The sequence below is a fragment of the Sinomonas susongensis genome, from assembly GCF_005877005.1.
GTDB lineage: Bacteria > Actinomycetota > Actinomycetes > Actinomycetales > Micrococcaceae > Sinomonas > Sinomonas susongensis.
In genome coordinates this window covers 142,092-168,033 of the sequence record NZ_SSNH01000009.1, presented here as the reverse complement: position 1 = coordinate 168,033, position 25,942 = coordinate 142,092, and the positions used below count along the sequence as shown (strand labels likewise).

Annotated in this window: 30 protein-coding genes; 17 read left to right on the top strand and 13 right to left on the bottom strand. The window is 67.0% G+C overall.

The window, feature by feature from the left end:
• Nucleotides 1-42 precede the first annotated feature (42 nt).
• Both E6A21_RS13595 and E6A21_RS13590 read left to right on the top strand, forming a co-directional pair.
• Nucleotides 43-405 (top strand): ArsR/SmtB family transcription factor, encoded by a 363-nt coding sequence (locus E6A21_RS13595; protein ID WP_138444690.1) that lies wholly within the window; start codon nucleotides 43-45, stop codon nucleotides 403-405.
• 314 nt (nucleotides 406-719) lie between these two features.
• Nucleotides 720-1,436: an alpha/beta hydrolase gene (locus E6A21_RS13590; protein ID WP_138444689.1), complete on the top strand. Its 717-nt coding sequence runs from the start codon at nucleotides 720-722 to the stop codon at nucleotides 1,434-1,436.
• Between the two features lie 68 nt (nucleotides 1,437-1,504).
• On the opposite strand, the gene E6A21_RS13585 is transcribed toward E6A21_RS13590, so the two are convergent.
• Nucleotides 1,505-2,653: a glutathione-independent formaldehyde dehydrogenase gene (locus tag E6A21_RS13585; protein ID WP_138444688.1), complete on the bottom strand. Its 1,149-nt coding sequence runs from the start codon at nucleotides 2,651-2,653 to the stop codon at nucleotides 1,505-1,507.
• A gap of 338 nt (nucleotides 2,654-2,991) precedes the next feature.
• On the bottom strand, nucleotides 2,992-3,726 hold the full coding sequence (locus tag E6A21_RS13580) for a YoaK family protein (RefSeq protein WP_138444687.1): 735 nt from the start codon (nucleotides 3,724-3,726) through the stop codon (nucleotides 2,992-2,994).
• Between the two features lie 155 nt (nucleotides 3,727-3,881).
• Between E6A21_RS13580 and E6A21_RS13575 the strand changes: the two genes are divergently transcribed.
• The 3 genes from E6A21_RS13575 to E6A21_RS13565 all read left to right on the top strand — a co-directional run bounded on the left by E6A21_RS13575 (nucleotide 3,882) and on the right by E6A21_RS13565 (nucleotide 6,070).
• A complete protein-coding gene (locus tag E6A21_RS13575; RefSeq protein ID WP_171041405.1) occupies nucleotides 3,882-4,877 on the top strand; it encodes a hypothetical protein in 996 nt (331 codons plus the stop codon).
• Nucleotides 4,878-4,973: 96 nt separating this feature from the next.
• The gene (locus E6A21_RS13570) at nucleotides 4,974-5,282 is read left to right on the top strand and encodes a PadR family transcriptional regulator (RefSeq protein WP_138444686.1); all 309 of its coding nucleotides are present in this window, start codon (nucleotides 4,974-4,976) and stop codon (nucleotides 5,280-5,282) included.
• A complete protein-coding gene (locus tag E6A21_RS13565; RefSeq protein WP_138444685.1) occupies nucleotides 5,279-6,070 on the top strand; it encodes a permease prefix domain 1-containing protein in 792 nt (263 codons plus the stop codon). The genes E6A21_RS13570 and E6A21_RS13565 overlap by 4 nt, the downstream gene beginning before the upstream one ends.
• Here E6A21_RS13565 and E6A21_RS13560 read toward each other — a convergent pair.
• Nucleotides 6,031-6,522: a hypothetical protein gene (locus E6A21_RS13560; protein WP_138444684.1), complete on the bottom strand. Its 492-nt coding sequence runs from the start codon at nucleotides 6,520-6,522 to the stop codon at nucleotides 6,031-6,033. The two genes, E6A21_RS13565 and E6A21_RS13560, sit on opposite strands and share 40 nt — an antisense overlap.
• 199 nt (nucleotides 6,523-6,721) lie before the next feature.
• Here E6A21_RS13560 and E6A21_RS13555 point away from each other — a divergent pair, with 199 nt between their 5' ends.
• The 3 genes from E6A21_RS13555 (at nucleotide 6,722) to E6A21_RS13545 (ending at nucleotide 8,187) form a co-directional block, all read left to right on the top strand.
• Nucleotides 6,722-7,141: a VOC family protein gene (locus E6A21_RS13555; RefSeq protein ID WP_138444683.1), complete on the top strand. Its 420-nt coding sequence runs from the start codon at nucleotides 6,722-6,724 to the stop codon at nucleotides 7,139-7,141.
• An 81-nt stretch (nucleotides 7,142-7,222) separates the two neighbouring features.
• Complete coding sequence (locus E6A21_RS13550) at nucleotides 7,223-7,654, top strand: tautomerase family protein (protein ID WP_138444682.1); 432 nt, start codon at nucleotides 7,223-7,225, stop codon at nucleotides 7,652-7,654.
• A 197-nt stretch (nucleotides 7,655-7,851) separates the two neighbouring features.
• Nucleotides 7,852-8,187 carry a hypothetical protein gene (locus tag E6A21_RS13545; protein ID WP_138444681.1) on the top strand — a complete coding sequence of 112 codons (336 nt, stop codon included), beginning with the start codon at nucleotides 7,852-7,854 and terminating at the stop codon, nucleotides 8,185-8,187.
• A gap of 35 nt (nucleotides 8,188-8,222) precedes the next feature.
• Here E6A21_RS13545 and E6A21_RS13540 read toward each other — a convergent pair whose 3' ends face one another.
• Nucleotides 8,223-8,693 (bottom strand): hypothetical protein, encoded by a 471-nt coding sequence (locus tag E6A21_RS13540; RefSeq protein WP_138444680.1) that lies wholly within the window; start codon nucleotides 8,691-8,693, stop codon nucleotides 8,223-8,225.
• 124 nt (nucleotides 8,694-8,817) lie between these two features.
• Here E6A21_RS13540 and E6A21_RS13535 point away from each other — a divergent pair, with 124 nt between their 5' ends.
• A complete protein-coding gene (locus E6A21_RS13535; protein ID WP_138444679.1) occupies nucleotides 8,818-9,201 on the top strand; it encodes a low affinity iron permease family protein in 384 nt (127 codons plus the stop codon).
• A 15-nt stretch (nucleotides 9,202-9,216) separates the two neighbouring features.
• On the opposite strand, the gene E6A21_RS17930 is transcribed toward E6A21_RS13535, so the two are convergent.
• Nucleotides 9,217-9,363: a hypothetical protein gene (locus tag E6A21_RS17930; protein WP_171041398.1), complete on the bottom strand. Its 147-nt coding sequence runs from the start codon at nucleotides 9,361-9,363 to the stop codon at nucleotides 9,217-9,219.
• Nucleotides 9,364-9,581: 218 nt separating this feature from the next.
• Here E6A21_RS17930 and E6A21_RS13530 point away from each other — a divergent pair, with 218 nt between their 5' ends.
• Nucleotides 9,582-10,853, top strand: a complete 1,272-nt coding sequence (locus E6A21_RS13530) for an amidohydrolase (RefSeq protein ID WP_246036505.1) — start codon at nucleotides 9,582-9,584, stop codon at nucleotides 10,851-10,853.
• A gap of 74 nt (nucleotides 10,854-10,927) precedes the next feature.
• Here the strand turns inward: E6A21_RS13530 and E6A21_RS13525 are convergent, their stop codons facing one another.
• Nucleotides 10,928-13,825: an alkaline phosphatase family protein gene (locus E6A21_RS13525; protein ID WP_138444677.1), complete on the bottom strand. Its 2,898-nt coding sequence runs from the start codon at nucleotides 13,823-13,825 to the stop codon at nucleotides 10,928-10,930.
• 295 nt (nucleotides 13,826-14,120) lie between these two features.
• Between E6A21_RS13525 and E6A21_RS13520 the strand changes: the two genes are divergently transcribed.
• Nucleotides 14,121-14,561, top strand: a complete 441-nt coding sequence (locus tag E6A21_RS13520) for an SRPBCC family protein (RefSeq protein WP_138444676.1) — start codon at nucleotides 14,121-14,123, stop codon at nucleotides 14,559-14,561.
• A gap of 59 nt (nucleotides 14,562-14,620) precedes the next feature.
• Here the strand turns inward: E6A21_RS13520 and E6A21_RS13515 are convergent, their stop codons facing one another.
• The 4 genes from E6A21_RS13515 to E6A21_RS13500 all read right to left on the bottom strand — a co-directional run bounded on the left by E6A21_RS13515 (nucleotide 14,621) and on the right by E6A21_RS13500 (nucleotide 17,825).
• Nucleotides 14,621-15,433 (bottom strand): formate/nitrite transporter family protein, encoded by an 813-nt coding sequence (locus E6A21_RS13515; RefSeq protein ID WP_138444675.1) that lies wholly within the window; start codon nucleotides 15,431-15,433, stop codon nucleotides 14,621-14,623.
• A 131-nt stretch (nucleotides 15,434-15,564) separates the two neighbouring features.
• Nucleotides 15,565-16,452 (bottom strand): anti-sigma factor, encoded by an 888-nt coding sequence (locus E6A21_RS13510; RefSeq protein WP_138444674.1) that lies wholly within the window; start codon nucleotides 16,450-16,452, stop codon nucleotides 15,565-15,567.
• A complete protein-coding gene (gene sigK, locus E6A21_RS13505) occupies nucleotides 16,445-17,023 on the bottom strand; it encodes an ECF RNA polymerase sigma factor SigK (RefSeq protein WP_138444673.1) in 579 nt (192 codons plus the stop codon). Before sigK ends, E6A21_RS13510 begins: the two co-directional genes overlap by 8 nt.
• 112 nt (nucleotides 17,024-17,135) lie before the next feature.
• Nucleotides 17,136-17,825: a fasciclin domain-containing protein gene (locus E6A21_RS13500; RefSeq protein WP_138444672.1), complete on the bottom strand. Its 690-nt coding sequence runs from the start codon at nucleotides 17,823-17,825 to the stop codon at nucleotides 17,136-17,138.
• Nucleotides 17,826-17,954: 129 nt separating this feature from the next.
• Here E6A21_RS13500 and E6A21_RS13495 point away from each other — a divergent pair, with 129 nt between their 5' ends.
• Both E6A21_RS13495 and E6A21_RS13490 read left to right on the top strand, forming a co-directional pair.
• Entirely contained in the window at nucleotides 17,955-19,682 is a 1,728-nt protein-coding gene (locus E6A21_RS13495) for a cytochrome c biogenesis protein DipZ (RefSeq protein WP_138444671.1), read from the top strand.
• 68 nt (nucleotides 19,683-19,750) lie between these two features.
• On the top strand, nucleotides 19,751-20,194 hold the full coding sequence (locus E6A21_RS13490; RefSeq protein ID WP_171041397.1) for an SRPBCC family protein: 444 nt from the start codon (nucleotides 19,751-19,753) through the stop codon (nucleotides 20,192-20,194).
• A 48-nt stretch (nucleotides 20,195-20,242) separates the two neighbouring features.
• On the opposite strand, the gene E6A21_RS13485 is transcribed toward E6A21_RS13490, so the two are convergent.
• Nucleotides 20,243-20,614 carry a hypothetical protein gene (locus tag E6A21_RS13485; protein ID WP_138444669.1) on the bottom strand — a complete coding sequence of 124 codons (372 nt, stop codon included), beginning with the start codon at nucleotides 20,612-20,614 and terminating at the stop codon, nucleotides 20,243-20,245.
• A 118-nt stretch (nucleotides 20,615-20,732) separates the two neighbouring features.
• Complete coding sequence (locus E6A21_RS13480; protein ID WP_138444668.1) at nucleotides 20,733-21,020, bottom strand: hypothetical protein; 288 nt, start codon at nucleotides 21,018-21,020, stop codon at nucleotides 20,733-20,735.
• 211 nt (nucleotides 21,021-21,231) lie between these two features.
• On the opposite strand from E6A21_RS13480, the gene E6A21_RS13475 reads away from it, so the two are divergent.
• Nucleotides 21,232-21,885 (top strand): response regulator transcription factor, encoded by a 654-nt coding sequence (locus E6A21_RS13475; protein ID WP_246036504.1) that lies wholly within the window; start codon nucleotides 21,232-21,234, stop codon nucleotides 21,883-21,885.
• A gap of 28 nt (nucleotides 21,886-21,913) precedes the next feature.
• Here the strand turns inward: E6A21_RS13475 and E6A21_RS13470 are convergent, their stop codons facing one another.
• Nucleotides 21,914-22,390 carry a MarR family winged helix-turn-helix transcriptional regulator gene (locus E6A21_RS13470; RefSeq protein WP_171041396.1) on the bottom strand — a complete coding sequence of 159 codons (477 nt, stop codon included), beginning with the start codon at nucleotides 22,388-22,390 and terminating at the stop codon, nucleotides 21,914-21,916.
• A gap of 302 nt (nucleotides 22,391-22,692) precedes the next feature.
• Between E6A21_RS13470 and E6A21_RS13465 the strand changes: the two genes are divergently transcribed.
• The 3 genes from E6A21_RS13465 (at nucleotide 22,693) to fliG (ending at nucleotide 25,901) form a co-directional block, all read left to right on the top strand.
• Entirely contained in the window at nucleotides 22,693-23,079 is a 387-nt protein-coding gene (locus tag E6A21_RS13465; RefSeq protein WP_138444665.1) for a hypothetical protein, read from the top strand.
• Nucleotides 23,080-23,184: 105 nt separating this feature from the next.
• The gene (locus tag E6A21_RS13460) at nucleotides 23,185-24,876 is read left to right on the top strand and encodes a signal peptidase I (protein WP_138444664.1); all 1,692 of its coding nucleotides are present in this window, start codon (nucleotides 23,185-23,187) and stop codon (nucleotides 24,874-24,876) included.
• Nucleotides 24,873-25,901: a flagellar motor switch protein FliG gene (fliG, locus tag E6A21_RS13455; RefSeq protein WP_342777870.1), complete on the top strand. Its 1,029-nt coding sequence runs from the start codon at nucleotides 24,873-24,875 to the stop codon at nucleotides 25,899-25,901. Before E6A21_RS13460 ends, fliG begins: the two co-directional genes overlap by 4 nt.
• The last annotated feature ends 41 nt before the right edge of the window (nucleotides 25,902-25,942 follow it).

The following is a 25,942-nucleotide window of genomic DNA, read 5'->3' as shown; positions in this document are numbered from 1 at the left end:
AGTGGCTTTACTTACGGGGTCAATAGGTGTCAGGATTCATCCATGGACGGGAACGAGGATGCGCTGGCCGAGACGACGGATGTGCGGTGGCTTGCGTCCGCAGCCGAAGGCTTCGCCGCGCTGGCGCAAGCGGACCGCGTACGACTGATTCTCGCGTTGGGGGACGACGAGCTTTCTGCGAATCATCTGGCCGACATCGCGGCGTTGTCACCATCGGCGGTACACGAGCATTTGGCGGTGCTCGCCTTCCACGGTTTCGTCAGTTCTCAACGCTATGGCGACCGGCTCTTCTACCGCGTCAGCAACCCGCTCGTTTCACAGTTCATCCTCTCGAAGCTGCCCATCCCGGCCGATACCCGATTTGGGCATCCCCGCGGGGACCCCAAGGGAGAAGGCCAACGCTGACCGTCGATCCTCGGAGGCGAGCTCGCCGCCGAGCACGCCTCGCTAGCCGAGCAGTACTCTGCAGCTTCCTCACGGACCGGCCTGATACGACGTGTCGTGCTTTTCCTATATCCGCATCCTTCCTGATTGGAATCAATGTGGCGGGAAGCCTGTGCCGGTTCAGACCTCTACGAACCCCGAAGACAACCAGCGCTGGATCCCTGAAGCGCGCTGAGAAGTTGACGTTGAAACGAGTCACAGCAGCCCTGTTCTGCGACCCGGGAAGGTCCTTTCGACCCTAAAAGAGCGGACCGAGCCGGGGCTATGTTCTGCGCATGGAGACAACGCAGTCCAAGTCCCAACGAAGTGCCGTCCTCGTGCACGGGACATGGGGCAACCCTGGCGACTGGCAATGGGTCCGGCGGATCCTCGAGGCCAACGGCTTCGACGTCGCCGTCCCGGACCTTCCATCACATCGCCTAGACGCGGGCCTGCTGGAGGACGCTGAGGAAGTGAAGTCCGCGATCCGGGGCTACGCCGGCCCCGTCGTCGTCGCCGGGTGGTCCTACGGCGGAGACGTCATTGGGCTCGTCGCAGCGGGGGAGCAGAACGTGGCCCGACTCGTGTACGTATCGTCCGTCCCCCAGCCCATCCAGGAACACCCGCGTGAAGCCACCATCTGGGACGGCGACCCGGCGGTCCGCTGGGACGACCCGGACAGGTTCGTCCTCGACAACGACTGGTGGGTCTACGAGGAGAAGGGCACGACGTTCCCCGAAGAGGTGCGCCGCCACATCCAATCCAACCCGCGCCGCTCCGCTTCGCGCCGGATACTCACCGACCCGATACCGGCTGCCGCGTGGATGGAGTTTCCCGTCTCCGTCCTGATTGGGACCCGCGACGAGCTGGTCAGCGACGACAGACGAGCGTGGGCGAAGCAGAACATCAAGGACGTGCGCGACGTCGACGACGACCACTTCCTGATCTTCAACAGCCCAGACCTCCTTGCGGACGCCATCATGGAAGGCAACACCCAGGCACAGGACGCTTGAAGCCGTGTGCGCCCCTCTCGATCAGGCATTTGCCTGATCGAGAGGGGCGCAGAGAACAAGCTGGACAGTCAGGCGCCGACCGGGTGGAGGACGACTTTGGTCCAGCCGTCTTCGCGGTTGTCGAAGTTCCTGTAGCCCTCAGGTGCCTGATCCAGCGGCAGCTCGTGGCTGACAATGAAGGAAGGGCTGGCCTTTCCGCCGGCAATGAGATCACGCAGTGCCCGGTTGTATTTCTTGACCGGACACTGTCCCGAGCCCATCGTCTGCCCCTTGAACCAGTAGTTCCCGTAGTCAAAGGCCACTTGGCCATGCTGGGCGAGTTCGTCCGGGGCCCCGGGGTCCTGGGGAAGGAACACGCCTACCACGCCAAGGCCACCGACGAACCGGACCGAGTCCACGAGCCGGTTTAGGGTCAGGTTGGGCTGCTCCTTTCCGTTGGTGTCGTGGGCTTGGTAGCCGACGCATTCGCAGCCCCGGTCGGCCCCGAATCCCATGGTCTGGTCCTTGACGAACTCCACAGGGTCCACTGCCGAATCATCCACGGGGATGGCGCCGATCTGTTCTGCCAGCTTCAGACGGTCGCTTTGGCGATCGACGACCATGACCTTGCCGGCGCCTTTGATAATGGCTGAGTAGGCGGCCATGAGGCCAACGGGTCCGGCTCCGTAGATGACGACAGAGTCGCCCGGATACACCCCAGCCAGCTCGGTGGCGTGCCAGCCTGTGGGGAAGATGTCGGCGAGCATGACGTAGTCAAGCTCTTTCTCCTCGGCGTCCTCGCCCAATCTAAGACAGTTGAAGTCCCCGTACGGCACGCGCAGGTACTCGGCTTGTCCTCCTTGGTACGGGCCCATATCTGCGAACCCGTAGGCCGCGCCGGCAAGCTTGGGTTCCGGTTGCATGGTCAGGCAATAGTTCGTGAAGCCGCGTTCGCAGTTCTTGCAGAATCCGCAGGCGACGTTGAATGGAAGGACTACGCGCTCGCCCACCTGCACCTTCCTCACCGCGGGGCCGGTTTCGACCACCTCGCCGAGGTTCTCGTGCCCGAAGGTGCGTCCGCGTTCGAAGCTGGTGCGGCCCTCGTACATGTGCAGGTCCGACCCGCAGATGTTCGCCGAGGTGATCCGCACGAGCACGTCGGCTGGGTGCTCAATTTTTGCATCCGGTACGTCCTGGACGTTGACGTCGTTCGGTCCTGCGTAAACTACTGCCTTCACTTTTCGCTCTTTTCTTTCTTGCCCCTACTGATCGTGCCCAAGTAGTCGTAACTTCCCGAGAACGGCGGCGCGGACGTTACCTAGGTACGCGAATCAAGCCAGCGAGGAAGCGGGGGATGAGGATTGTGGGCCGTGTGGTCCAGCGGAAGGAGTTGGGTGGCCAAAGGCTTGGAGACCGCAGATAGTCCGAGAAGAACTCGGCTGCCGGTCTCTGCGTGAAGAGCAACCTGATGGAGCTCAATGCTAAGCACCGCTCCGTAAGGATGTCGAGCAACGACGAGACGCCGCTCAATCCTGCATGAGCCGCTATCGATCGCCGCCGGATAACGCCCAACGTCTCACGCCGACGCAATCCACGGTCTGCTGGAGCGTGCCGTGATGATGCCTCCGAGGACGACGAGCGCAAGAAGTATCGTCGCCAGGAGCAGGCTGTAGGGGAGAAGGTTCGCTGCGAAGAGGAGTGCGCCGACGAGCGCTCCGACGAACATGCAGAGCACCGAGGTCAGGCGTCGCCCGGCGTGGCTGCCTTCGCCACCAGTCGCACGGCTGTCCGCGGTGATCCCCGTGAGGGTCATCGTCAGCACCGTTGTCGTCAGGTCGGGGACTCCCAGTCTGCGCGCGGTTGCGTTCTGGAGACCCATCGCAAAGGCCAGCAGAACGATCAATCCGACCGTCGATGCGGTCGGATACGGTGCACGACTCGCTACCGCGACGATGAATGCGGCGAGGACGACCACCAATTGCACGGCACCTGCCGCCAACGCCATGCGCCCACGGTGATGAGTGAAACGGTGTCCGATCCAACCGCCGAGGAAGGCGCCCAGCGAAAAGAACACGATTGCCAGCAGGGACGCCGGCCACTGGAAACCCGACGTGCCGGCGAGGGCGAAGCCGAGAAAGACCACATTGCCGGTCATGTTTGCGACAAACACGTGACCGAGCCCGAGGTACGAGAAGGCGTCGACGAGACCGCTGACCACGGTGCAGAGGAGGAGAAGCGGTGGAAGGGGGCCGTGGCGTGACTCTCTCTCCGGGACGACGGTACGCCAAGCCTCGACCAGATAATTGCTCATGCGTCAGCCCTCCTTGGTTACCGGCCAACCCGCCGGGCCCCCTCCCAGTATGCACAGCCGCACTTTCCCGGGCTTGAGCGGGGAAAGCGCGGGTGTGGAGCCGTAGCAAAAGTGGGGAGCAGGTTACCGCTACGCTCGCTGGGTAGTTCGTGGGCATGCAGCCAATCCACGTTGGCCTCCTGGCCGATCCCGCCTCGCCGACCGAGGTCGCGCGGCGGATGGGCGACCTCCAGCCGCGCGGGGAGGATCGCGACGCCTGGGACATCGAGATCGTGAGCGAGTCGTTCACCACAGACTGCGAGGACGTCAACACAGCGTTGGCGCGATTGAGGGACCGGGCCCGCCAGCACGAATGGGACATCCTTATCGGTCTGACGGAGCTTCCGCTTCGGGACGACGACGGCCGTTACCTGCTGACCAAGACGGACCCGCAGCGGCGCACGGCTGTCCTGTCGCTACCCGCGCTTGGCGGCCTCCGTATGCACGCACGCGCCCGTCACGCAGTGCGCTCCCTCGTCCGCGGCATGGCCGAGCCCGCTTCGAGGGACGAGCACCGCGTGCCCCTCCCTCGCCTCGGTGGCCGCTTCCGGCTGCTCTTCGGAATGGTTCTCGCCAATCGTCCGTGGCTCCTCGTGCCCGGGCTCAAATCCGCGCTCGTCGCGGCACTGGCAACCGGAGCCGTCGGCACGGTCAACGCCACCATCTGGCTGTTGGCCAGCTCGCTGTCATGGTGGCGCCTTCTGGTCGCGTCGATCGCCTCCATAGCGCTCGTCGTCGGCTGGCTTGTGATCGACGGCGGACTGTGGGACCGTCCCGACCAGAACTCACGTGAGGCCAGGGAAAGGTCGCGTCTCTACAACACCTCGACCCTGCTGACCCTGACCGTAGGGGTGCTGATCTGCTATCTGGCGCTCTATGTCGTGAACCTCGCTTGGGCGTTCTTTGTCCTCGACCCGAATGTGATGGGCCGCTACCTCCACTCATCAGTCGGCTATGGCGACCTCTTCGTGCTGACGTGGTTCGTCGCGTCGGCAGCGACCGTGGGTGGTGCCCTCGGCAGCAGCCTGGAGTCGGACGACGCTATTCGCTCGGCTGCGTACTCAAAGCGTGAGGAGGAGCGACGCAGCCGGCTCGCGGGTGATCGGAGGTAGGCAGCCGCGGGAGGCTAGCGGTTGCGCAGGCCGTTGACGCCCTCTTGCCCTTCCCTCACTTGACACCTAGATTCTCTAGGTATAGGACGCAGTGCAGTGAACGGACAGCTGGACCTCCTCCTTCTGGCCTCGCTCGGCGCAGGCGAAGCACACGGCTACGGGCTCATTGCGCGCATTCATGAGCGCAGCGGCTGGCGGCTCGACCTTCAGGAAGGGTCCGTCTACCCCGCGCTGCACAAGCTCGAAGCCTCGGGCTCGGTCGAGAGCCGATGGGCGGACGACGACGGCGGCAGACGCCGCGTCTACGCCCTCACCAGAGCGGGGCAGGAGGAGCTTGCGCGGAAGGCGGAGGAATGGAAAGGCTTCTCGGCGGCTGTCCGCGGAGTCCTGGGGACGGCGTCATGAACGCCGAGGACCGGTCGATCCGGCCGGAAGGACCGATCGACGCCTACCTCGACGAGCTCCTGGCGAGCATTCGGGACGGCGAGCCCTCTGCGGTCCGCCGGCTCCTCGCCGAGACCGAGGCTCACCTCCATGAAAGCGCACGGCGCCTACATGCCCAAGGGCTTGAACCCGAGGAAGCCGAGCGTGAAGCGGTCCGCCGCTTCGGTCCTGTCGCGACCGTGACTCCCGCCCTCCGGCCGCCTCTGACGGCACTCGGGAAGATGCCTCTCCGCGCCTTCGTGCGTCCCGCCGTCGGCCTTGCCGCGGTCGGGGCGATCGCCGTCGGCCTCTCCGGTGCCCTCTCGGAATGGTTCGGGCGCATCTGGGGCGCGGGCTTCGTCGCCGGCGATCTGCCGGGAATGGCCTACACCGCTGCCCGCTGCGCCGTCCTGCAAGCGCCGTACCCGGGGCTCGACTGCTCGCGGGCCGCCGCGGAGCATCACTGGGGCGAGGTAGTCGAATACCGAGTGGCGCTCGGTGTACTCGGCCTTCTGGTGTTGCTGATCTCGCGGTTCCTGCCGCGCGAAGCGCCGCTCCCGGCAGGCTTCGTGCCAGCGCTCGCTGCTGCCGCTTTCCTGCTCGCCGCTGCGGCCACGGGCCTTCAGACCGTGAACGCCGCCGTCCAAGGGGGCCAGGGCATGGGCGCCTGGCTGAGCGCCGTCGTCGTATCCTTCCCGCTCGCGGTCGTGTTCGCCGTCGTTGCCATCCGTCACTCCGCGGGACGCGTCAGGTACGCACCGGCCGCGTAGCTGGCGGTGGCCACGGCGAACAGGGAGGCCATGATCATGGAGCTGAAGTCCTCGCCGTAGTTCAGGTAGCTTCCGCCGTTGAATCCTGCACCGAGCACTGCCACCAAGCCGACGATTGAGGTCGTGAGCGGGGCCCTGCTGCCGCTTCTGGCAGCCTGGGCGACGGCGAAGGCTGCCCCAAGGACCAGGACCAGGCCGAACGCTGCGTGTGCTGCGAGCCAGACCCCGCCGTCGGCAATGGCCCATGTGACGCTCTGGGCTACGCCGTCGAAGTATTCCGGTGGCTTTGCGCCGGGGTGGTCTTCGGGGATCTTGACGAAGAGGTTGACGGCCATGCCGAGGAGGAACTGGCACAGGAGAGCCAGAACCATTACGGCCTGGGTCTGCCCGGCCCGTCGCTCTCGGGCAGGCCATGCCCGCCGGTCCTCTGCTCGGATCGGGTGCATGTCCATGGGCCCCCTCCAGATCGGATCGGGTGCAGGCCGGCGTGAGCCTTCCGCGATCAGTATGCGCCGAACGCGCGAGCCCTCCGCCGAATTCGCCGAGTCCCGTCCGCCTTCTCGGCAATAGCGGACGGCGACCGTCCTCTATTGCTTCTAGTGTCGCCCACAAGGCGACTCGGTGAGCCGCCGAAATGGAAAGGACAATCCCATGCAGTTCGTCTCCACCCGCGTCATCACTCAGAATGTCGATCGAATGGCCGCCTTCTACGAACTCGTCACAGGGGTGACCGCGAGCCGCCCGGCTCCCGTGTTCGCAGAACTGATAACACCCACGGCAACGTTCGCAATCGGGGACGTCAGCACCGTTCCCGCATTCGCTCCCGGCGCGGCCGAGGCTGCCGCAAACCGCTCGGCCATCTTCGAATTCCTCGTCGACGATGTCGACGCCGAGTTCGACAGGCTAACAGATCTCGGTCTGGAAACGGTGACGGCGCCGGCGCTCATGCCATGGGGCAATCGAGTGTTCTTCCTCCGCGACCCGGATGGGAATCTGATCGGCCTTTTCAAGCCCGAGACGGCAGACGCCGTCGAACGGTTCAGGGAGCGGCCGCATGCTCGTGCGGTCTGACGCTGCTCGTGAACAGGTCCATCAGAGCCTATAGGCATAACGTATGCCGTACGTCATAGCGATTCCATTGGAGGCCACACCATGCCGATGATCGATGTCTACGCCACGAAGGGGACGTTCCCCGACCCGTCCGCTCTCGCGAAGAACCTCGCCAAGACCCTCATGGCCATCGAGGGCGTCCCGAACATCCCCATGTTCAAGGACAACACCGCCGCTTTCGTGCACGCGCCCGACGCGATCTCGAACGTCAACGGTGACTCCAACTACGTACGGGTCCAGGTCCTGACGAACGCCGGCGCCCTCGACCGCGACAAGCAGCAGGCTGTAGTCGAGCAGTTCACCCAGCTCATCGCCGAGGCCGCGGGCGATGAAGGCTTCAAGGCCCGTACGTGGGTTCTTCTCACCGAGGCGGTCGACGGCGGCTGGGGCCTGTGGGGGAGGGCCCACACGAACACGGAACTCGTCGACGCGGCCCGGGCTGAAATCGCGAACCTGCAGGGAGGCCAAGCGTGAGCCTCGAGGCTGTCTTCGTCACTCCGACGTAGTTCGGAGTCCCAGCGTTCGTCGGCTCCCGCGGCCCTAGTGTCATGTGAGCGGTTCAGGGCAGCAGGTGCGGGGCATTCATTGTGCAGAGACAACGATGGGCTGCGTCGGACTTGAACCCACCACGGGTGGAGGGGGAAGCCGAGTAGGGCGGTTGGGGGATGTCAGTGATCGACAAGCGCAAGGCCGACGAGCTGCGGGCCCGCCTCGAGGCGGCAGCCGGGGATCTGGAACCCGATGAGCGTCTTTGGTTTGAGGTTCGACGTGTCAGGCGTGCAGGCCGAGCGCGATGGAAGGCAGCGGTCTGCCGGACCGAGGCGGTGGAGTCAGAGCTGGCCACGTATGGAAGCGCGGTCTTCGAGCTGGATTACCCGAGTCAACTGGCCGAATGGCTCGGAGCCCTCGGCGTGCAGCCGGTGCAGCCGATCCCGAGTCGCTGGAACGACCTCGTGTTCTTCGGATGCAAGGTCGAGGTAAACGGCTCCAAGCCCCGCGTGCCCTAGCCGCGTGGCTCTGGAAGGCCCGGGGTCTGGAAGGCTCAGGACCGCTTGATGGCGCGTCGGAGCAGCAGGGCTGCGACGACTCCGGCGAAGAGGACGATCACGGTGCCCGCTTGGCGACCACTGCCGGAGGCGTGCCGGAGTTCCCCCGAGGCGGACCTGACGGCGATGGCGTTCTGCCCGGCCTTGACAGCCTTCCTGCCAGCTGGCACGGGGGCGTCGGACACCGCATCCGCCAAGTGCTCGGCGGCCTCGGCCAGTCGGGCGGCCGCTGCCCTTGCCGCTGTCTCCGCCCTCCGGGTGCCCTTCGTGGCTGCTTGGCCCACGCTCTCTCCCACAGGGGGAAGGGACTCGAGCCGGTGGCGGAGTCCGTCGAGAACTTCGTCGAGCCGACCTCTGATCTGCGGCGTGACCCTGTCCAGGCTCGACTCGATCCTCTCGACCGAGCGCCTGATCGCGGCTTCGGCCGACGACAAAGTTGCCTTGCCATCAGATTTCGTCGTCCCCATGGGGGCCTCCTGTTCGATTGCGTGTGCGATTAGGGTACGCCGCACCCCGGGGCTGGGACACACTCCCGCAGCTTCCCGTCATTCCGAGGTTTGGATGAGAGGACCTATCGGGCAATAGTTGCGTATGAGCAACGAACGAAGCAAGGGCAATCAGGATTTCTTCACTCGCTTCACCACCAAGACGGCAAAGGTGCTGGGTCACGCTTGGGTCTTCGCCGCGGCTGTCGCTGTCCTGGTCATCTGGGGGCTCAGCGGTCCGCTCTTGGGTTTCTCAGACACATGGCAGCTGGTCATCAACACCAGCACGACGATCGTCACGTTCCTCATGGTCTTCATCATTCAGAACACTCAGAACCGGGACACCGCCGCGCTGCATCTGAAGCTCGACGCCGTAATGCGCGAGCTCCAGATCAGTAACGCCAAGCTCTATGAGGCGGAAGAGGAAGGCGAGAAGGAACTCGAGCGGGAGCGCCACCGCATAGAGGAGCAGGCCAGGAAGCCGAACTAGATGACGGAACCAGCTTCAGGAGACGACGATCTCCTCGCCGTCGAAGAGGCCGTCCTCTTCCTCTTCGTCCCAGAACTTCTCCTCCGGGCCGTCCTGGAAGTCCAGCGAAGGATCTTCCCTGATCGGACGACGGACAGAGAGGTGGCGGTCTCCATTGACCATGAGCACTCCTTCACGCGCGGGATCTAGACAGAAGACCACCCCGGAGGGGGTCATAGCACGGTCGTCACACGCCCGGCTGCAAAGGGGCCATGCGGATGAAGCCAGCCGGGTGAATCGAGACTACGCCGCTCACGCCCACGTCGGCAACGGCCCCCGGAAGAGGGTCAACCGCTCCACGCGGGCTTAAGCCAATGCGCTGGCCGAGGAATACTGGATTGGTGACCAGGGCATCCACTGAAGCCGCCCGAAGGATCCTCTCGGGCCAGGAGACCATCAGGGACTGGCAGGAGTCCCTCTACAGGGACTTCCACCTCAACCCGGAGCTCAGCCACGAGGAAATGCGCACGGCCGGGATCGTCGCGGAACAGCTCGGGGGGCTCGGCTACGACGTCCATCAGCGGATCGGCGGCACCGGCGTCGTCGGCGTGCTCGCCAACGGCGAGGGCCCCACCGTCCTGCTCCGCGCAGACATGGACGCGCTGCCTGTCAAGGAGGCGACGGGCCTGGACTACGCGAGCACCGCTGTCGCCACCGATGGCGAGGGGAAGCAGACACCCGTCATGCACGCGTGCGGGCACGATGTCCACGTCAGCTGCCTCCTGGGCGCGGCCAGGCTGTTCTCGGAGCAGCGCGCTGCATGGACCGGCACACTCGTGGCGCTGTTCCAGCCCGCGGAGGAGCTCGGCGACGGCGCACGGGGAATGGTCGACGACGGCTTGGCAGCCGTGGTGCCGCAGCCCGACGTCGTGCTCGGCCAGCACGTGCTCGCCCACCCCGCCGGCACCGTCGGGACGCACCCGGGCCCGTTCCTGTCGATGGCCGACAGCGTCCGTATCACGCTCTACGGGCGCGGGAGCCACGGGTCGATGCCGCACCTCTCGATCGATCCGGCCGTCCTCGCCTCGATGGTGGTCGTGCGCCTGCAGGGCATCGTCGCGCGGGAAGTGCAGCCGGGGGAGTTCGCCGTCCTCACGGTAGGCAGGATCGCCGTGGGCGCCAAGAGCAACATCATCGACGACCACGCCGTCCTCGAGCTCAACATCCGCACCTACAGCAAGGCCATCCGGGACCAGCTCCTCGCGGCTATCGAACGGGTCGCGAAGGCTGAGACCGCGGCGTCGGGATCCCCCGAGGAACCAGACATCGAGGTCTACGGAAGCTACCCGCTCACTGACAACGACGCCGGCGCCACGGCGACGGTCACGGCCGCGTTCGAGGACCACTTCCCGGCTGGGGCGGTAGGCGACTACGGGAGGCAGACGGCGAGCGAGGACTTCAGCGACGTGCCGACCGCGCTGGGGGCCCCGTACACGTATTGGGGCGTCGGCGGCACCGACCCGGACACCTACGCGAAGGCGGAGGAGGCCGGTGCGGTGAGCAGCATCCCTGCGAACCACTCGCCGCTCTTCGCCCCCGTGGTCCAGCCGACCCTCTCCACCGGGACGGCAGCCCTCGTGGTCGGTGCGTCCGCGTGGCTCGGCAGCGACTGATGGCCCCCTCCGGCGGGAGGGGGCCATCAGTCGTCACCCCCTATGGGTGAAACGGACCGGCGGTCAGAGGGCGATCAGCCGTCCTCGTGGTTGGTCGAGCCCGCAGGGATGCCGGGCACGTCGTTCGGACCGTAGATCTTGGCATCGCCCGGGTACGGGCTCTGCCAGTTGTGGGTCTGGTACCAGGTCCAGCGGTTGAACAGGTAAGGGTTCGCGAAGTCTTCCTTCGCACCGTTGCCGGTCAGGTGCTGCTGCTCCGACCAGTTGTCCCACTGTTCGGCGATGTCCTGCATCGAGGGCGGGACGGCCGCCTTCTGGGCAGCGGCAGTGTTCACCGCCGCAGCAGCTGAACCGCTCTGGCCAAGGGTATCGAGGCCACAGGACGGGGCCGTCTTCACCCCTTCGGTCAGCGGCACCTGGTTCGGAACCGCGGTGTACGGCGTCATGTCGGCCTTGTTGGTGAAGGCGTCGAACATGGGGGTCGCCGCCGCGACCTTCTGGTTCAGCGGCTGGGCACCGAGTATCTGCTGGATGGTCCGGACCATGTTGATCTGCGAATAGAACGTGCTGACAGTCTGGCCGTGCACCGCATACGGGCTGATGACCTGGACCGGGGCGCGGTGGCCGTCGACGTGGTCGGCGCCGTCCTGGCTGTCGTCCTCCGCGATGAAGATCGCGGAGTCCTTCCAGTACTGCGAGTGGGAGATCTCGTCGACGATCTTGCCCACGGCGAGGTCGTTGTCGGCGACCTGGGCCTCCGGGTCGGCGGTGCCACCAGTGTGGTCGCTCGAGAGCCACATCATCTGGAAGTTCTTCGGGCCGTTCTTCTCGAAGTCCTGCTTCCAGGTCTCGTAGCGGTAGATGTCCGGCACCGACGTGTCGAAGGGCGCCGCGTTCGGGTCCGCGATCGCGTTGAGCGAGGGGATGGCCGAGCCCGCGTGCATCTGGAGTGCCGGGGTGAAGAGCTGCGAGGGGTCGCCGCCGTTCATCGTGCTCGTGGCCGCGCAGTAGTACTGCTGCCACGTCGCGCCAGCCGGCTTGCCCTCCTGGTATTCGAACTCGCCGTAGTTCCTCGCCGTGTTGCCCGCGGACTGCACCGAGGTCCAGAGGAAGCCTGAGCGCTGGTGGCCCAGGACGTCTTCCTCGGTGTCGTAGGAGCGCGTGTACTCTCCGGCGCTCGTCTCGGTGTACGCCGGGTTGTCGCCCTGCATCATCCAGTTGTGGCCTTCGGCCGAGTTCGTGCCGATGTCGTACGTGTTGTCGTACAGGCCGAACTGGGTGGCCAGCGCGTGCTGGTTCGGCGTGACCTTGGCGCCGAACTGCGCGAGCGACGCGTCCCCGTTGCCCTGCTTCATATCGCCGTAGACCTGGTCGTAGGTACGGTTCTCCTTGACGATCAGGAACACGTGCTTGATCGTCGACAGGTCGCCGATCCGCTTGGGCACGGCCACCGCGGGGATCTTGGCCGCATCGGCGGCCGTCGCCTGCTTGACAGAGCTTCCGTCCCAGCCGTTCTGCTGGAAGACGGTCGCGGTGTACTGCTGGATCTGGTCGTCGCTCGGCAGGGTGAACCTGGTGAGCGAGGCCGTGGTGGAGTGCGTGCCGTGGCCCGTCGCAACGGTCGTCCCCGGGCCCTTGTTGAAGCTCAGCTCGGGGCCGCGAGCGTCGATGCCGCGGATGTTGGTCACCACGATCTGGCCGTTCACCGCCGAGACATTGCCCGGGTAGTAGTCGGTCGGCAGGAGGCCGATGTAGCTGGCCGGGTCCCTCGGGTCCAGCTTGTTGACCTTGTAGACCGCGATGGCGTTGGCGCGCCCGAGCGAGACCAGCAGGTGGTCACCCTGCATCGTCACCGCCGTCGGCTCGTAGCCCACCTGGGACGAGGCCCACGGCTGGGTCGCGATGGTCTGCACAACCTTGTTGCTCGCGGTGTCCACGACCGAGACGGTGTCGCTGTTGGTGTTCGCCACATACAGGGTGGATCCATCGAGGTACATCGCCGTCGGGTGCAGCTGGACGTCGACCGAGGCCACTGCGGCGGAGGCGTTCGCCGTGTCGATGACGCTCAGCGTGCCGGTCGTGGAGGTGCCGAGATTGGTGTCGGCGGGGACCTGCGTCCCGTACGAACCCATTGTCGCGTCGCCGGCGACGGCCTGGCGGCCTCCCTCGTCGGAGACGTACAGCTTGGTGCCGACGAACCTCAGCTGGCGCGGGGCGATGCCGGTACTGAAGGTCTGCTTCACCGTGCCTGCAGCGGGGTCGACCGCGACGACGGTGTTCTGGCCGTTCACGGCCGCGTACAGCGTCGAACCGTCGGGGGAGAAGGCCATGCCGGCCGTCAGGGCCTGCTTGCCGCCGGCCGTCGGGATGCTGATCTTCGTACCGGCCCCGAGGGAGCCGTCCGCGTTGAACGGATAGCGGACTACCCCGGTGGCCACCGGCGCGTAGAGGAACTTGCCGTCGGGGGAGAAGACCGGGCCTTCCTGGCCGACCGAGCCGTCGGTGATGTGCTGGTAGGCCATGTTCATGTAGCCCGCGTTGCTTGCGGCCGCCGCGAACGACGTCGCCGCAAGAGTCCCTGCCGCGGCGACCGGCTTGTAGGTCTTGAGATCGAAGACCTGCAGATCGACCGAGCGGTCGGCGCTGGTCCCGACGAGGTAGCGGCCGTCCGGGCTGATGGTCGAGCCCATGATCTTGCCGAAGGGCGTCATCAGGCGGTCCCCGATGGGCTTGATGACCTGGTTCGAGGAGATCTGCTCCCCGTTCTCGTACTGGCTTCCGACCTGCTGCTGTCCGAGCGGGATGGTCGACGCCGCGGCGATGCCGCCCCCCGCGAGGAGGAGCGCGCAGCTCGCGGCGGCGATCGACAGCGGCTTCCGGCGGTCTTCGGGTGCCGAAGGACGGTGCAGGCCCCAGAAGGCGGGATGCAGCGCCTTGGGGAGTCTTCGGGTGGATTCTGATGGTTCGGCCATTGCGGTTCTCCTCTTCTCAGCCCGCAGCACCTTGGCACCGACGGGCGATATTTCCGCGTTGAAATCCGGGGTGGCTCTCGTCGAGCGGCTTGAGAGGAGTCAGATCTTTGAGGGCCGGATCCCGGCCCTCAAAGCCTTCCGGCATTGCCTTACGTCCCTGTGAAGAACCTGTGATGCGCCGTTGAACTCACGAGGAACAGCGGCGGCGCCGAGGAAGAGCGCTGACCCCGCTGCGGTTCGCCTGGCCGGAGCCAGCCCTTCGGTCGCAGAACGGACCCACCGGTAGTCTGGGCACATGGTTGACGTGACTGTTGCCTGTGTCATCCGGCGGCCACGTGCAGAGGTTGCGGCCTACGCATCGGACCCGCGCACGGCGCCGGAGTGGTACCAGAACATCATCGGGGCGACGAGCAGGACTGCCTCGGAACTCGCGGTGGGCAGCGAGATCGACTTCACGGCGAAGTTCGTGGGGCGGATTTTGAACTACACCTACCGTGTCGAGGAGTACGTCCCCGGCAAGCGACTCGTCATGGCTACGGCAGAGGGGCCGTTTCCGATGCGCACTACCTACGAGTGGTTCGACACCGGCGGCGGGACTCTCATGACCCTGAGGAACGAGGGCGGCCCGAAGGGAATTGCTGCGCTCGCCGATCCGCTCATGGGACTCATGGTCCGCCGCACCACGGCGGGGGAGCTCAGGCGGCTCCGGGCAATCCTGGAGTCACGGGACTCCTGAAAGGCCCAGGCGGGTGCAGAGGCCGCCGCGGCCGTAGGGCCACACATCCCCGGCCCCGGTCAGGAGGAGGCGGCTCGCCGTTCGCTCAGCAGCTCCTTGCTGCGAAGGAGCCGGAGCGCAGTCACGAGCAGCAACCCGCCCAGGACGTTGAAAACGGCGGTGTAGGCGAACCAGCCGAGCCACTGCCCGTAGCCGAAGGGTGCCCCAGCATGCAGGGCCCCGAAGATCAGCAGGGAGTCGAGCACCGAGTGGAACAGCGGAAGGCCCGAGAGCAGGAAGCCGCCCGCGACGGCGGCGACGATCCTGGCCGGAACCGAATCCGTGCCCTGCTGCATCCGCGTCATCAGCGTGATGGTGCTGCCGCCCAGCGTGGCCAGGCAGAGGGACTGGAGGTTCGGCGGCGCCTCGGTGAAATGCCGGGCGGAGTCGATGACGGTAGGGGCCCATTCGGGAAAGGCCTGCATGACCAGCCACATGAAGCACCAGCCGCCAACGAGATTTGCCGCGAGGGTGCCCAGCCATAGTTTGATGAGGTGCCGGACGCGCGCCTGGCGCGCTGCTACTGCGGCGATCGGCACCAGGAAGCCCTCCGTGAACAATTCGCTCTTGGCCAGCAGGAGGGCGATGAACCCGATGCCGAATGCGAGCCCGGCGAGCAGCTTGCTTCCGGTGGAGTGCTCGACGGCGAGATAGGCCATGACGCCGAGGCCGACTTCGACACCTCCGAAGAAGCCGGTGATCAGCACCGATCGCCACGTTCGGTGGAGGCGCTGCGCCCCTTCCCCCACGATCCGGTCGAAGGACTCCTCGATTTCCTCTTCTACGGGAGCGTCGTTGCTGCCGAGCTCCCGTCGACGGGTTTCATCGCTCACGCACAGGCCTCCTCGCGGCCGGGATCCTTCTTGGTGTCAAGCTGGAACGGCGGCACCGGCCGTCGCTCCCCGGTGCCCAATCTAACCCTGCAATCGCCGCGGCTGCCCACGAGTCTTACGGAAGGCTATGGTCACGCGAGGGTCTGGAGGAGGATCGGCTTGGTGGTCGGATGGGGTGAGCCTCCAGCAGGTTCGATTGTCAGCCCCAGATAGGCAGCATTGCCGAGGCCGCCGGGGAGTTCATTCCACGTGGACCCGTCGCCAGCCTGGACAAGTCCCGCCGGCTTCGCCGAGCCGGCCGCGTCGATGAGCCAGAGCTCATAGGACTTCCCCGGGGCAGGGGCCGCCATCCCGATCGTGACGACGCCGGCGAGCGCGGCGTCCTTCGAATGCGCGATGAGCATTGTCGCGCCCCCGGGCGCCGCAACTTCCTGCAGCCTGGCGTCCGGCGCAGAGAGGATCCGGTCCATGACTGCGGAACGCGAGCCCTGCTCAGCGGCGAGGGCGCGGACCGCCTGATCCCGCTGCTGCTGCTGCTCGAACCCCCATAGCCCTGCGCCTCCTGCCGCGACGAGGAGCACGGCTGCAGCGGCGGCGAGCCACCGAGCGCTTGTGGGGAATGCACGACGGCGGCGCTCCGCGAAGGGCTCGACGGTCGCCTCCTGCGGTTCCGGGCTCTGGGAGGGGGCCGGACGCGCGGCCGGATGCGCGACCTCGGTCGGTGCCGCGTCGGCGCCTGCTGTGTCGGACGGTGCAACTTCAGCCGGCGCACCGTCAGCCGGTGCCACTTCGGCCTGCGGGGTGACCGCGATCTGGGCCATGAGCCGCGCCTTGAGCGCAGGCGGAGGGGCGACCGGCGTCGTCCCCGCGGCCAGCAGTGCTGCGGTCTCGCTCAGCTCACGCGCCTCCTGCGCGGTGGGATGCCCGAACGGAAGGCCGCTCTCGAAGCGGCTCCGCTCGGCGCCGTCGAGCGCGTTGAGCGCATAGACGCCGGTCAGCAGGTGCAGCTGGTCATCCATGGCTCACTCCCAACAGGTCTCTCAGACGGATCATTCCGTCACGGATTCGGGTCTTCACTGTGCCCAGGGGCAGCCCCAGGGCGTCGGCGACTTCGCCGTAGGTGTAGCCGCCGTAGTAGGCGAGGCGGATCGCCTGCCGCTGGACCTCCGTGAGGGACTCGAGCGCCTTGTTCACCCGCTCGCTCTCGAGGGCCACCTCGACGCGGTGCTCGACGTCGTCGTAGCTCTCCTTGAAGTCCTTGGCTCCCTCGCGGAGGTCCCGATCGGAGGCGGCCTGCGCGGCGCGGACGCGGTCCACTGCCCGGCGGTGGGCCATGACCGTGATCCAGGCCCGGGCGTGGCCGCGATCGGCATCGAAGCGTTTGGCCTGCTGCCAGACCTCGAGGAAGATCTCCTGCGTGACCTCTTCGCTCTGCGCAGGGTCCCGCACCACGCGCAGCACGAGCCCGTGGACGAGCGGGGCGAGCGAGTCGTAGAGGCTCCCGAAGGCCTCCTGGTCGCCTTGGGCGACTTGTGCCATGAGCGCGTCGATGTCCGGGGAAGGGACGCTGCCCGCGTCTCGGTGCGGCATGTAGACAACTGTCTCACGTCTGGTCACTGGCGCTCCCATGGACGGCCGGGTTCAGGCGCGGGGGCCGCCCGGTTCCGGTCCGGGCGGCCCCCGGGCCGGGGGTTGTCGTCGGTCAGTTTGCCGGGGGCATCAGGACCGAGTCGACGAGGTACACCGTGGCGTTTGCCGTGTGCACGCCGCCGCAGATCACGTTGGCCCCGTTGACCTTGAGGCTGCTGCCCGAGCCGGTGACCGTCAGCTTCTGGCCCTCGACCGTGGTGTGGTCGCCACTGATCGCCGAGGGCTCGATCTGCCCGGGGACAACGTGATACGTGAGGATCTTCTTCAGGGTCGCATCATCGGTCTTGAGGCTGCTGAGGGTGCTCGCATCGATCTTGGCGAAGGCGGAGTCGACGGGGGCGAAGACGGTGAACTGGCTCGAATCGAGCGTGTCGACGAGGTTGACCTTCGGGTTGAGCTTGCCCGACACGGCCGAGACCAGCGTGGTCAGCATGGGGTTGTTCGAAGCGGCGACTGCCACAGGGTCGGCTGCCATCCCCTGCACCGAGCCCGGTCCGCTCGGGTTCGACTGCGCGTAGGCGGCGCACCCGGGCCCGACGAGGTTGGCCGCCGGGTCCGTGGTGGCCGACGGGGAGGCCATCGCCGACGTCGGGCTGCTCATCGCTGGCGAACTCATTGCGGGCGAACTCATGGCCGACGACGACGAGCCGCCCGAAGCGGTGGACGCTCCGCAGGCGGCAAGGCCCAAGGCTGCGAAGGCGGCGAGGCCGACGACGGCCGAGGTGCGCTGGATGCTCTTCATGGCTTCACTCCTGTTCAACGGTGTCCCCGCCGGTGGGGCCGGGATTGCCGAGTGTTCGGAGCCGGTACGGAAACGGATTGGAACGCCCCGCGACCAATCCGCGCCGCGCGACCGCTTCGAAGGGGAGGCATGAGCGCAGACATCCTCATCGGCTTCCTCGGGGGCCTCATCACCGGCATCTCGCCGTGCATCCTGCCTGTCCTGCCGGTGATCTTCGTCTCCGGCGGGCTCGACAGCGCGCGTCAGGGGGCGCCGTCGTCCGCCCCGACCCGCAAGACCTCGAAGTGGAGGCCTTACCAGGTGATCGCCGGTCTCGTGCTGAGCTTCAGCGCCTTCACCCTGCTCGGCTCACTCGTACTCGGCATTCTGGGCCTGCCGCAGGACTTCTTCCGCTGGGCCGGGATCGGTGTCCTCGCCGCCGTCGGGCTCGGTCTCATGGTCCCGCGGATCGAGGAGCTGCTGGAGAAGCCGTTCTCGTGGATCCCGGCCCGCCGGGTCGACTCCCGGCGCGGCGGCCTGGGCCTGGGGCTCGCGCTCGGGGCCGTGTTCGTTCCGTGCGCCGGGCCCGTGCTGGCGGCCATCACCGTCTCGGGGGCCACAGGGAGGATCGGACCCGAGACGATCGCGCTGACGCTCGCGTTCGCGTTCGGTGTCTCGGCCCCACTCCTGTTCTTCGCCCTCGCCGGCCGCCGCCTCGCCGAGCGCCTCAAATCGTTCCGGCGCCGCCAGCGCCCCATCCGGATCACTGCTGGGGTGCTCATGATCGCCCTCGCCGCAGGCCTCGCGCTCGACCTTCCCGCGGCGGTACAGCGCCTCATTCCCGACTACACAGCCGGCCTGCAGGACAGGCTCGCACCCTCGGCCGGCAGCCCTCTGAACCTCGGCGGCCTAGTCACCGACGAGAATCGCGGCCTCGACCACTGCACTCAAAACGCCACCGTCCTTCAGGACTGCGGCCCAGCACCCGACTTCCACGACGTCTCCGCCTGGCTCGGCACGCAACCGCTGACTCTGGCCCAACTCCGCGGGAAGGTCGTGCTGATCGACTTCTGGGCCTACTCGTGCATCAACTGTCAGCGGTCCCTGCCCCACATCATCCAGCTCAACGACACGTACCGGTCCGACGGCCTCGTCGTCGTCGGGGTGCACACGCCCGAGTACGCATTCGAACGCGAGCAGCGCAACGTCCAGTCGGGGATCGCCGAGCACGGCATCGACTATCCGGTCGCGATGGACAACTCCTACGGGACATGGACCGCGTACCGGAACAGGTTCTGGCCAGCCCAGTACCTCATCGATGCCAACGGCACGGTGCGGCACGTCCAGCAGGGCGAGGGCGGCTACCAGACCACCGAATCGCTTCTGCGGCAGCTGCTCGGACAGGCCCACCCCGACCTGTCGCTCCCGCAGCCGGTCGAGGGCAAGGACACCGCCCCCACCCCTGGGAGCACGACGCCCGAAACCTTCCTCGGCGTCACCAAGCAGGTGAACTACGCCGGTGCCCAGCCGTACTCGCCGGGCACGGCCACGTTCTCCTATCCCCCTGCCCAGCGGCCTGACTCCTTCGCGCTCGCAGGACCGTGGAAGGTCGACACCCAGAGCATCACGCCCGCCGGCTCGCCCGGCTCACCCGCGCCGGCCTCTCGAGTGCGCTTGGAGTACCACGCACGTGAGGTCCAGGCTGTGCTCGGCGGAAACGGGACAATCACAGTTCGCGGACCCGAGGGGGAGAAGACGCTCAACGTGACGGGCGCGCCCCGCTCCTACGTTCTCGAGAGCACGGCAGCCGAGCAGGCCGGAACCCTCGAAGTCACCGCAAGTCCCGGACTCGAGCTCTACTCGTTCACCTTCGGATGAGCGGGGTGCCGCGCTGGTTTCCCGGTCCACAGCTGCTTGCTGGAGCTTCCTGTGACAGTATGTGCGCCATGGCGAAGCGTGTAGCGGCCGCGGGCAGCGTCGTGATTGCCCGTCCGATCAGCGAAGTATTCGGGTTCTTCGCGGATGCAGAGAACGATCCGATGTGGCGGTCGGGGGTGAAATCGATCCGTCGTCGGGGCGAACTCGGGGTCGGCACCGAGTATGAGCAGACCGTGGCCGGCCCGGGCGGCCGCGGTGTCTCGGCCAACGTCCGCGTCACGGCGTTCGAGCCGGAGAGGCGGGTAGCGTTCGAGGCCACATCGGGCCCGGTCCGTCCCGAGGGCGAGTACCGCTTCGAGACGGTCGACGGCGGCACGAGGGTCACCTTCAGCCTCGCCGCCCAGCTCTCCGGGCTGAAGTCGCTCGTGATGTCGGGCCCCGTCCAGAAGACGATGGACGCCGAGGTCGGGGCTCTGTCGAAGGCGAAGGAGTACCTCGAGAAGTCGGCGTAAAGCACAAGGCCTACGGGATCTTCTCCTCCCACGAGGATGCCGAGCGCCTTATTGCAGGTGATCCGTTCGCTGCCGGGAGATTTGCTGAACCGCGGATCCTGGAGTGGAACGCAGTGCGTTTCGACTGAGGTCCTCGGCTTCCTGCGCCACGGGCCGTCCGTCAGGCCGGCGACTGAAGAACCGCCCGAAACCCCCGAGGAGGGTGGCCGACGGCCGAAGGGTGAGGGCGGGAGCGGCCGATTTCCGGTAGTTCCGTAACGCCTTGGCCAGAGCGAGGCTGGCCGTCTGCCGGAGCTCCTCGGAAGCCTGCCGGAGCTCCTCGGAAATGGTGGGGCCACCACGGCTGGCATCGGCAACGCGGCCGAGCTGACGGTCGTCGCTTGCGGCGGCTTGTGCGGGGGGCGGATCGGTGGTGTTCATGGCAGGTCTCTCTGCTGGGGGCTGGGGAGGCCCGGTCTCTGGGGACAGGAGCTCCAGGGAGAAGGCCGTAGGAACGGGCAGCAACCGGGGGTCCTGACCGTCGCGAGGTGCCGAAAGCTCAACCTGGGCCCAGGGAATGGGCGCGGAGCTGGTCGAGACTGATCGCCAGTCCCGACCAGGGACGAGCGATGCTGGGCAGGAAGACGTCCTTGGCCTGGACGCGCCGTCGCCGGAGTCGTCCCGATGCCACCTGCCACACCACGAGAACCCGCTCGCCGTCGGCTTCGACCGCGTACCCGTGGATTTCGCCTCCGACCCCCCTCGCGATGACCTTCTGCGGTCCACTGAGCTCAGCCGAAACTACGGCTGTGTTCGGGGCTGGCATCTGCGGGCTCGAAGGGCTCACCGTTCCCCATGCCGCGGCGAATCGGGGCAGCAGGCCGGTGCCGAGCGCGAGGCGTCACGGACGCCGGCCAGCTGCTGGCTCAGCTTCCGGACTCTCTCGTGCTTCAGATCAGCGCGGTTGGCCACACATAAGACGCTACCGGCGCAGGGGAGGGCTGTATTCACCCCTGCGGGTGTGAAGAGGGGCACCAAAAGGTGCGAAGATGTCTCCTATGCGCGTCGCCTTGGTCAACGACTACGAGATCGTGGTCCATGGAGTGGCCGCGATGCTTCGCTCCTATCGGGACCAGGTGGAGATCGTCGAGCTGGACGTGGGCCGGAATCCGGCGGAGCCGGTGGACATCACCCTGTACGACACCTTCGCCGCGACTCAGGGCGACAGCGAAGCCGTGCATCAGCTCTCCCAGGATCCCTTGGCGGGGAAGGTCGTCGTCTATTCGTGGAACCTCGACCCGGCCCTGATCTCCGCGGCCACCGCGAACGGGGCGAGCGCGTACCTGTCCAAGGCGCTGCCGGCTGGGCAGCTGGTCGCAGCCCTGCAGGCAGTACACCGTGGCGACCGGCCCGAGGGCCCTCGGGGCAAGGGCGCCACGACAGTGGTCGGCGGCGACTGGCCCGGCAGGGAAGAAGGCCTCACGCAGCGTGAAGCCGAAGTCCTGGCCCTGATCGCCCAAGGCTTGAGCAACGCCGAGCTCGCAGAGCGCACGCTTCTGTCGATCAACTCGGTCAAGACCTACATCCGAAGCTGCTACCGTCGCATCGGAGTGACGAATCGCTCCAACGCGATCCTCTGGGCGCTGGAGCACGGGTTCCGCCCCTCCCGCGAACGCGTCGTCCACCCGGACGACCGCCCCGCAGCCAGGTAGCGAGCGCCCTCACCGGCATTAAAAAGTCTTACCGACGCTCCTGGGCTGCTTGGCCCGGCCCCTCTGATCGCGGGGCGAGGTTGGCGGCGATAGCTTCGGCGGCGGCGTCAGAGAGTCGTTCGAGCATGTTTCCCAGAGCAGCGGCGTCCTCCTCGCCACCGACGCCTTCCAGTGCCTGCCGCAATGCCACGTCGAACTCGCCGTAGACCACGTCCATCGCCTCGCGGCCCTTTCGGGTGATGACGATCAGCAGGCTGCGCCGGTCGGTCGGATGGGCGGTGCGGGTGATGTAGCCCCGCTTCTCGAGCCTGTCGAGCACAGCCGTCACCGTCCCGGAGCCCATGTCGAGCAGAGCACCCAGCTCCCTGGGAAGGGCCGGCCCTTCCCAGTACACGTGACCCAGCGCGACGAAGTCGCTGCTCGCGATCCCCAGTCGCTTGGCGCTGGTCCTCCGGAAGTCTTCCCCTATGTGGATCAGGTGGCGGAGGCCACGGGTGGCGTCCATGAAAGGAAGCGCGTCACTTGCCCGTTGGGCAGTCATCCAGCCGTCGTCCCATCTGCTCGGAGCATCTTGTACCGTTCCAGAATCGTAACTGGCGAACCTGTCCGTTTCCGGCCTGCTTAAAGCTTGCATGACGAGTAGCTTGTCCAAGGATTAGCGCAAGATTTGGATAGATAGATCATCAAGCAAATACAAATGCGATTGAGTTGTTTCGTGGCTGATCTTCAGCCCTCGGCTTCGGCCGGAAGAAGCTCCGAGCAGCGGGCCAGCGGCCCGCGGCTCCAGAGAAACGAAAGAGACACTCGATGCGTACATCCGTCAAGATCCTCACCGGCCTCGGCGCAGCCGGCCTTGCCCTCGCGGCCGGTTCGGCCTTCACCGGCACAGGTGTGACCAACAGTGCAGGCAGCACCCAGTTCCTGGGAGGTACGGTCAGCCAGTCCGTGACCGGTGCGACCCTCTCGAGCATCGGCTACGGCTTCACCGACGCGTCCGACACGGCCGTGAACGAGGTCACCCTGCACTTCGCCGATGCCACGGGCGGAAAGACCCCCACGATCTCCCTGAACAACGGCACCGGCACCGCCTTCACCTGCACCGCCATCGACGGCACGACGTTCCAGTCCACCTGCACGCCCGCCAGCGGCCAGAGCCAGACCGGCCTCAGCAGCGTCGCGGTGACGGTCAGCTAGCCGGAAGATCCCCAGCAGAGCCATCCCCTGAAGCTGTGGCGGGCCGCCGCCGACACCGCTGCGGCCCGCCCACCCTCCTGACCCCATTCCCTCTGGAGCCCTGGAATGACCCTCGCCCGTCGCTTCGGCCTCGCCCTGCTGGGCCTGGCCGCGTCCGTCGTAGCACTCGCGGCGGCGGCCCTGCTGAGCGGGCAGTTCTCGGCCGTCTCCACCCACGGGGTGAGCATGAACCCCGTGTACTACCAGGGCGACCTCGTCATCGTCCAGCGAGCACCCGCGTACAGCGTCGGTGAGATCGTCGCCTACCGAGTGCCGGGCTCCGGCACTGTCGTCCTGCACCGGATCATCGGCGGGAACGCCGAATCCGGCTTCATCATCAAGGGCGACAACAACCAGTCCACCGACGTCGTCAAACCCACCCCGCAGCAGATCCTCGGCCACGCCGTCCTCCACATCCCCCACGGGGGAGCGGTCCTCAACACCATCACCAGCCCCTGGGTCCTGGCACTGGTCGCCTTCGCCCTCGTGGCGGGCGGGGGAACCGGTGCGATGACCCGTCGACGCCGCCGTCGAGCACGAAGGAGCACCGCCGTGTCCCGCCACCTCACCTCCCCGAAAACCGGGCTGTGGCACATCCCCCGAGCATCACTGGCAGCCGGCGGCCTCGCGGCCATCCTCCTCGTCGGCGGGGCAGCCGCGGCAGCGACAGCGTGGACACCCGTTGCCCAGCCGGCCACTCCGGGCGCGCTTCAGGGTGCCGTGATGCAGTTCTCCTACAGCGCCGCCGTGGGGCGGACACCCGCCTACGACGGCCCAACGGCCAGCTCCCCGGACCCGATCTTCCGCAAGGTGGCCAACACCGTCGAGGTACGGATGGACTACAGCGGTCAGCCCGGGACGATCGCGGTCACGGCCGAGCTGTCCAACTCGGGCGGCTGGCACACCACGCTTCCCCTCTCCGCCCCTGCACAGTTCTCCGGCACTCGGCACGAGAGCACCGTCGCCTTGGACCTGGACACACTCGACGCCAGAGCCCAGGCTGGCGCAGCCGCGACGGGAACGCCGGCAAACCCGGTCGAGGTGACCCTCACCGCCGTCATCCACAGGACATCGGGAGAGGACTTCGCCCCCGCTCTGAAGCTCCGGCTCACACCCCAGCAGCTTGCCCTCGACGGAGACGCCAAGGCGCTCACCGCTACGGCACCAACCGCCAGCCAGCCCTCTCCCGGGCAGAGCGACACGGTCAGCCTCCTGGGGATGCGTCTCCCAGTCGGCACCGCTCGGATCGCCGTGGTCGCCGCGCTCTTGGCGGGCGTGGCCGCCGCCGCCGTCGCATTCCTGCTGGGGCGCCCAAGTGCCCGCCCTGCCGACCCTGACGAGGCGATCCGGAGGCGATACGGCCCCCTGCTGGTGCGCGTCCACCCGCTCACCTCACCTCCCGGACGGGCGATCGTGGACGTCACCTCGTTCCTCACATTGGCCAAGCTGGCCGAGCGGTACGGGCTGCTCGTCCTGCACTGGACCCGGGCCGGGGTGACGACCTACGTGGTCCAGGACGAGGCGATCACATACCGCTACCGGGGATGCGTCCCCGACCCCGGGCGCTTCGGAGAGGGATCGACGGCCGCGCCGAATCCCGACGCAGCAGGAGAGCCCGACGCCACTCGAGAGAAGGAGATCATGACCGAATTGGGCGACCCATCAGAAGACCCCCGACCGATGGGCGGCGCAGCATCCACCCAGCGGATGGCATCGCCAGCACAGGATGCAGGGGTACGGCCTGGTGATCAGCTGTGACGGCGACGGCACCCGGCCCCATGGGCCTGACCGGCACCCAGAAGGCCGCCATCGTGCTCATGCAGATGAGCAACGAGGCCGCCGTGAAGGTCATGGCCCAGTTCAGCGAACCAGAGGCCGAGGCGATCGCCGCCGAGATCGTTCGGTTGAGCCGGGTGGAACCGGCGGTTTCGGAGCGGGTGCTTGCCGAATTCCATGACATCGTGGTCAACGGCCGGCGTCATGTCCGCGGAGGCCGCGCCCTGGCCGCCGGCCTTCTCGAGGCCTCGCTCGGCGCAGAGCGGGCCGAGGGAGTCATGGGGCGCCTGAACGCCAGCATGGCCGGGAACGCCCTCGAGTTCCTGGAGACCATCGACCCCGCCCATCTGCTGACCGTCCTCGACGGCGAACTGCCCGAGACCATCGCCGTCGTCCTGGCACACCTGCGCCCGGAGAAGGCTTCCCAGATCCTCGCCGGCCTCGGGCAGCCGCATGCAACCGACGTCGCCCATGCATTGGCCACCATGGGCCCCACCGCACCGGAGACAATCGGCCTGCTCGCCGACGGTCTCCGGACACGTCTGGGCGCGCCCGCAGCCGGAACGCGGAAGCAGGCCGAGGTCCTCGGAGGTGTACAACCGCTCGTGGACATCATCAACCGCTCGGACGCGATCACCGAACAGGACGTGCTCGACGGCCTCGACGAACTCGACCCGGCGCTCGCGGAAGAGGTCAGAGCCAAGATGCTCACCTTCGCCGACATCGTCAAGTTCGAGCGCCGCGACATCCAGCACATCCTGCGCGGGCTGAACCCAGCGCTGCTGGCCACTGCCATGAAGGGCGCCCCGCAGCCCGTAGTCGCAGCGATCCACGAGAACATCTCGGAGCGCAACCGGGAGCTCGTGGATGCGGAGAGCGCCGCCCTCGGCCCGGTTCGGGCGTCCGAGGTGCAGGACGCCCGGGCCCAGATCGTCCGGCAGATCCGCGCGCTCGAGGCTGCGGGTGAGATCACGGTCCGCCGCATCGACGAGGACTTCGTCTACTGAACTATCACCACTGGCTGAACCGTCACGGGCCTCATCAAGCC

What these genes read in the sequence shown, in the direction of transcription:
- E6A21_RS17930 (WP_171041398.1), bottom strand. Translation starts at nt 9,363, where the DNA reads ATGGTCAATGGAGACCGCCACCTCTCTGTCCGTCGTCCGATCAGGGAA.
- E6A21_RS13470 (WP_171041396.1), bottom strand. Translation starts at nt 22,390, where the DNA reads ATGGACGCCACCCGTGGCCTCCGCCACCTGATCCACATAGGGGAAGAC.
- E6A21_RS13490 (WP_171041397.1), top strand. Translation starts at nt 19,751, where the DNA reads ATGGCGAAGCGTGTAGCGGCCGCGGGCAGCGTCGTGATTGCCCGTCCG.
- E6A21_RS13525 (WP_138444677.1), bottom strand. Translation starts at nt 13,825, where the DNA reads ATGGCCGAACCATCAGAATCCACCCGAAGACTCCCCAAGGCGCTGCAT.
- E6A21_RS13485 (WP_138444669.1), bottom strand. Translation starts at nt 20,614, where the DNA reads ATGAACACCACCGATCCGCCCCCCGCACAAGCCGCCGCAAGCGACGAC.
- E6A21_RS13520 (WP_138444676.1), top strand. Translation starts at nt 14,121, where the DNA reads ATGGTTGACGTGACTGTTGCCTGTGTCATCCGGCGGCCACGTGCAGAG.
- E6A21_RS13510 (WP_138444674.1), bottom strand. Translation starts at nt 16,452, where the DNA reads ATGGATGACCAGCTGCACCTGCTGACCGGCGTCTATGCGCTCAACGCG.
- E6A21_RS13465 (WP_138444665.1), top strand. Translation starts at nt 22,693, where the DNA reads ATGCGTACATCCGTCAAGATCCTCACCGGCCTCGGCGCAGCCGGCCTT.
- E6A21_RS13595 (WP_138444690.1), top strand. Translation starts at nt 43, where the DNA reads ATGGACGGGAACGAGGATGCGCTGGCCGAGACGACGGATGTGCGGTGG.
- E6A21_RS13590 (WP_138444689.1), top strand. Translation starts at nt 720, where the DNA reads ATGGAGACAACGCAGTCCAAGTCCCAACGAAGTGCCGTCCTCGTGCAC.
- E6A21_RS13575 (WP_171041405.1), top strand. Translation starts at nt 3,882, where the DNA reads ATGCAGCCAATCCACGTTGGCCTCCTGGCCGATCCCGCCTCGCCGACC.
- E6A21_RS13460 (WP_138444664.1), top strand. Translation starts at nt 23,185, where the DNA reads ATGACCCTCGCCCGTCGCTTCGGCCTCGCCCTGCTGGGCCTGGCCGCG.
- E6A21_RS13550 (WP_138444682.1), top strand. Translation starts at nt 7,223, where the DNA reads ATGCCGATGATCGATGTCTACGCCACGAAGGGGACGTTCCCCGACCCG.
- E6A21_RS13580 (WP_138444687.1), bottom strand. Translation starts at nt 3,726, where the DNA reads ATGAGCAATTATCTGGTCGAGGCTTGGCGTACCGTCGTCCCGGAGAGA.
- E6A21_RS13565 (WP_138444685.1), top strand. Translation starts at nt 5,279, where the DNA reads ATGAACGCCGAGGACCGGTCGATCCGGCCGGAAGGACCGATCGACGCC.
- E6A21_RS13555 (WP_138444683.1), top strand. Translation starts at nt 6,722, where the DNA reads ATGCAGTTCGTCTCCACCCGCGTCATCACTCAGAATGTCGATCGAATG.
- E6A21_RS13540 (WP_138444680.1), bottom strand. Translation starts at nt 8,693, where the DNA reads ATGGGGACGACGAAATCTGATGGCAAGGCAACTTTGTCGTCGGCCGAA.
- E6A21_RS13475 (WP_246036504.1), top strand. Translation starts at nt 21,232, where the DNA reads ATGCGCGTCGCCTTGGTCAACGACTACGAGATCGTGGTCCATGGAGTG.
- E6A21_RS13560 (WP_138444684.1), bottom strand. Translation starts at nt 6,522, where the DNA reads ATGGACATGCACCCGATCCGAGCAGAGGACCGGCGGGCATGGCCTGCC.
- E6A21_RS13495 (WP_138444671.1), top strand. Translation starts at nt 17,955, where the DNA reads ATGAGCGCAGACATCCTCATCGGCTTCCTCGGGGGCCTCATCACCGGC.
- sigK (WP_138444673.1), bottom strand. Translation starts at nt 17,023, where the DNA reads ATGCCGCACCGAGACGCGGGCAGCGTCCCTTCCCCGGACATCGACGCG.
- E6A21_RS13535 (WP_138444679.1), top strand. Translation starts at nt 8,818, where the DNA reads ATGAGCAACGAACGAAGCAAGGGCAATCAGGATTTCTTCACTCGCTTC.
- E6A21_RS13500 (WP_138444672.1), bottom strand. Translation starts at nt 17,825, where the DNA reads ATGAAGAGCATCCAGCGCACCTCGGCCGTCGTCGGCCTCGCCGCCTTC.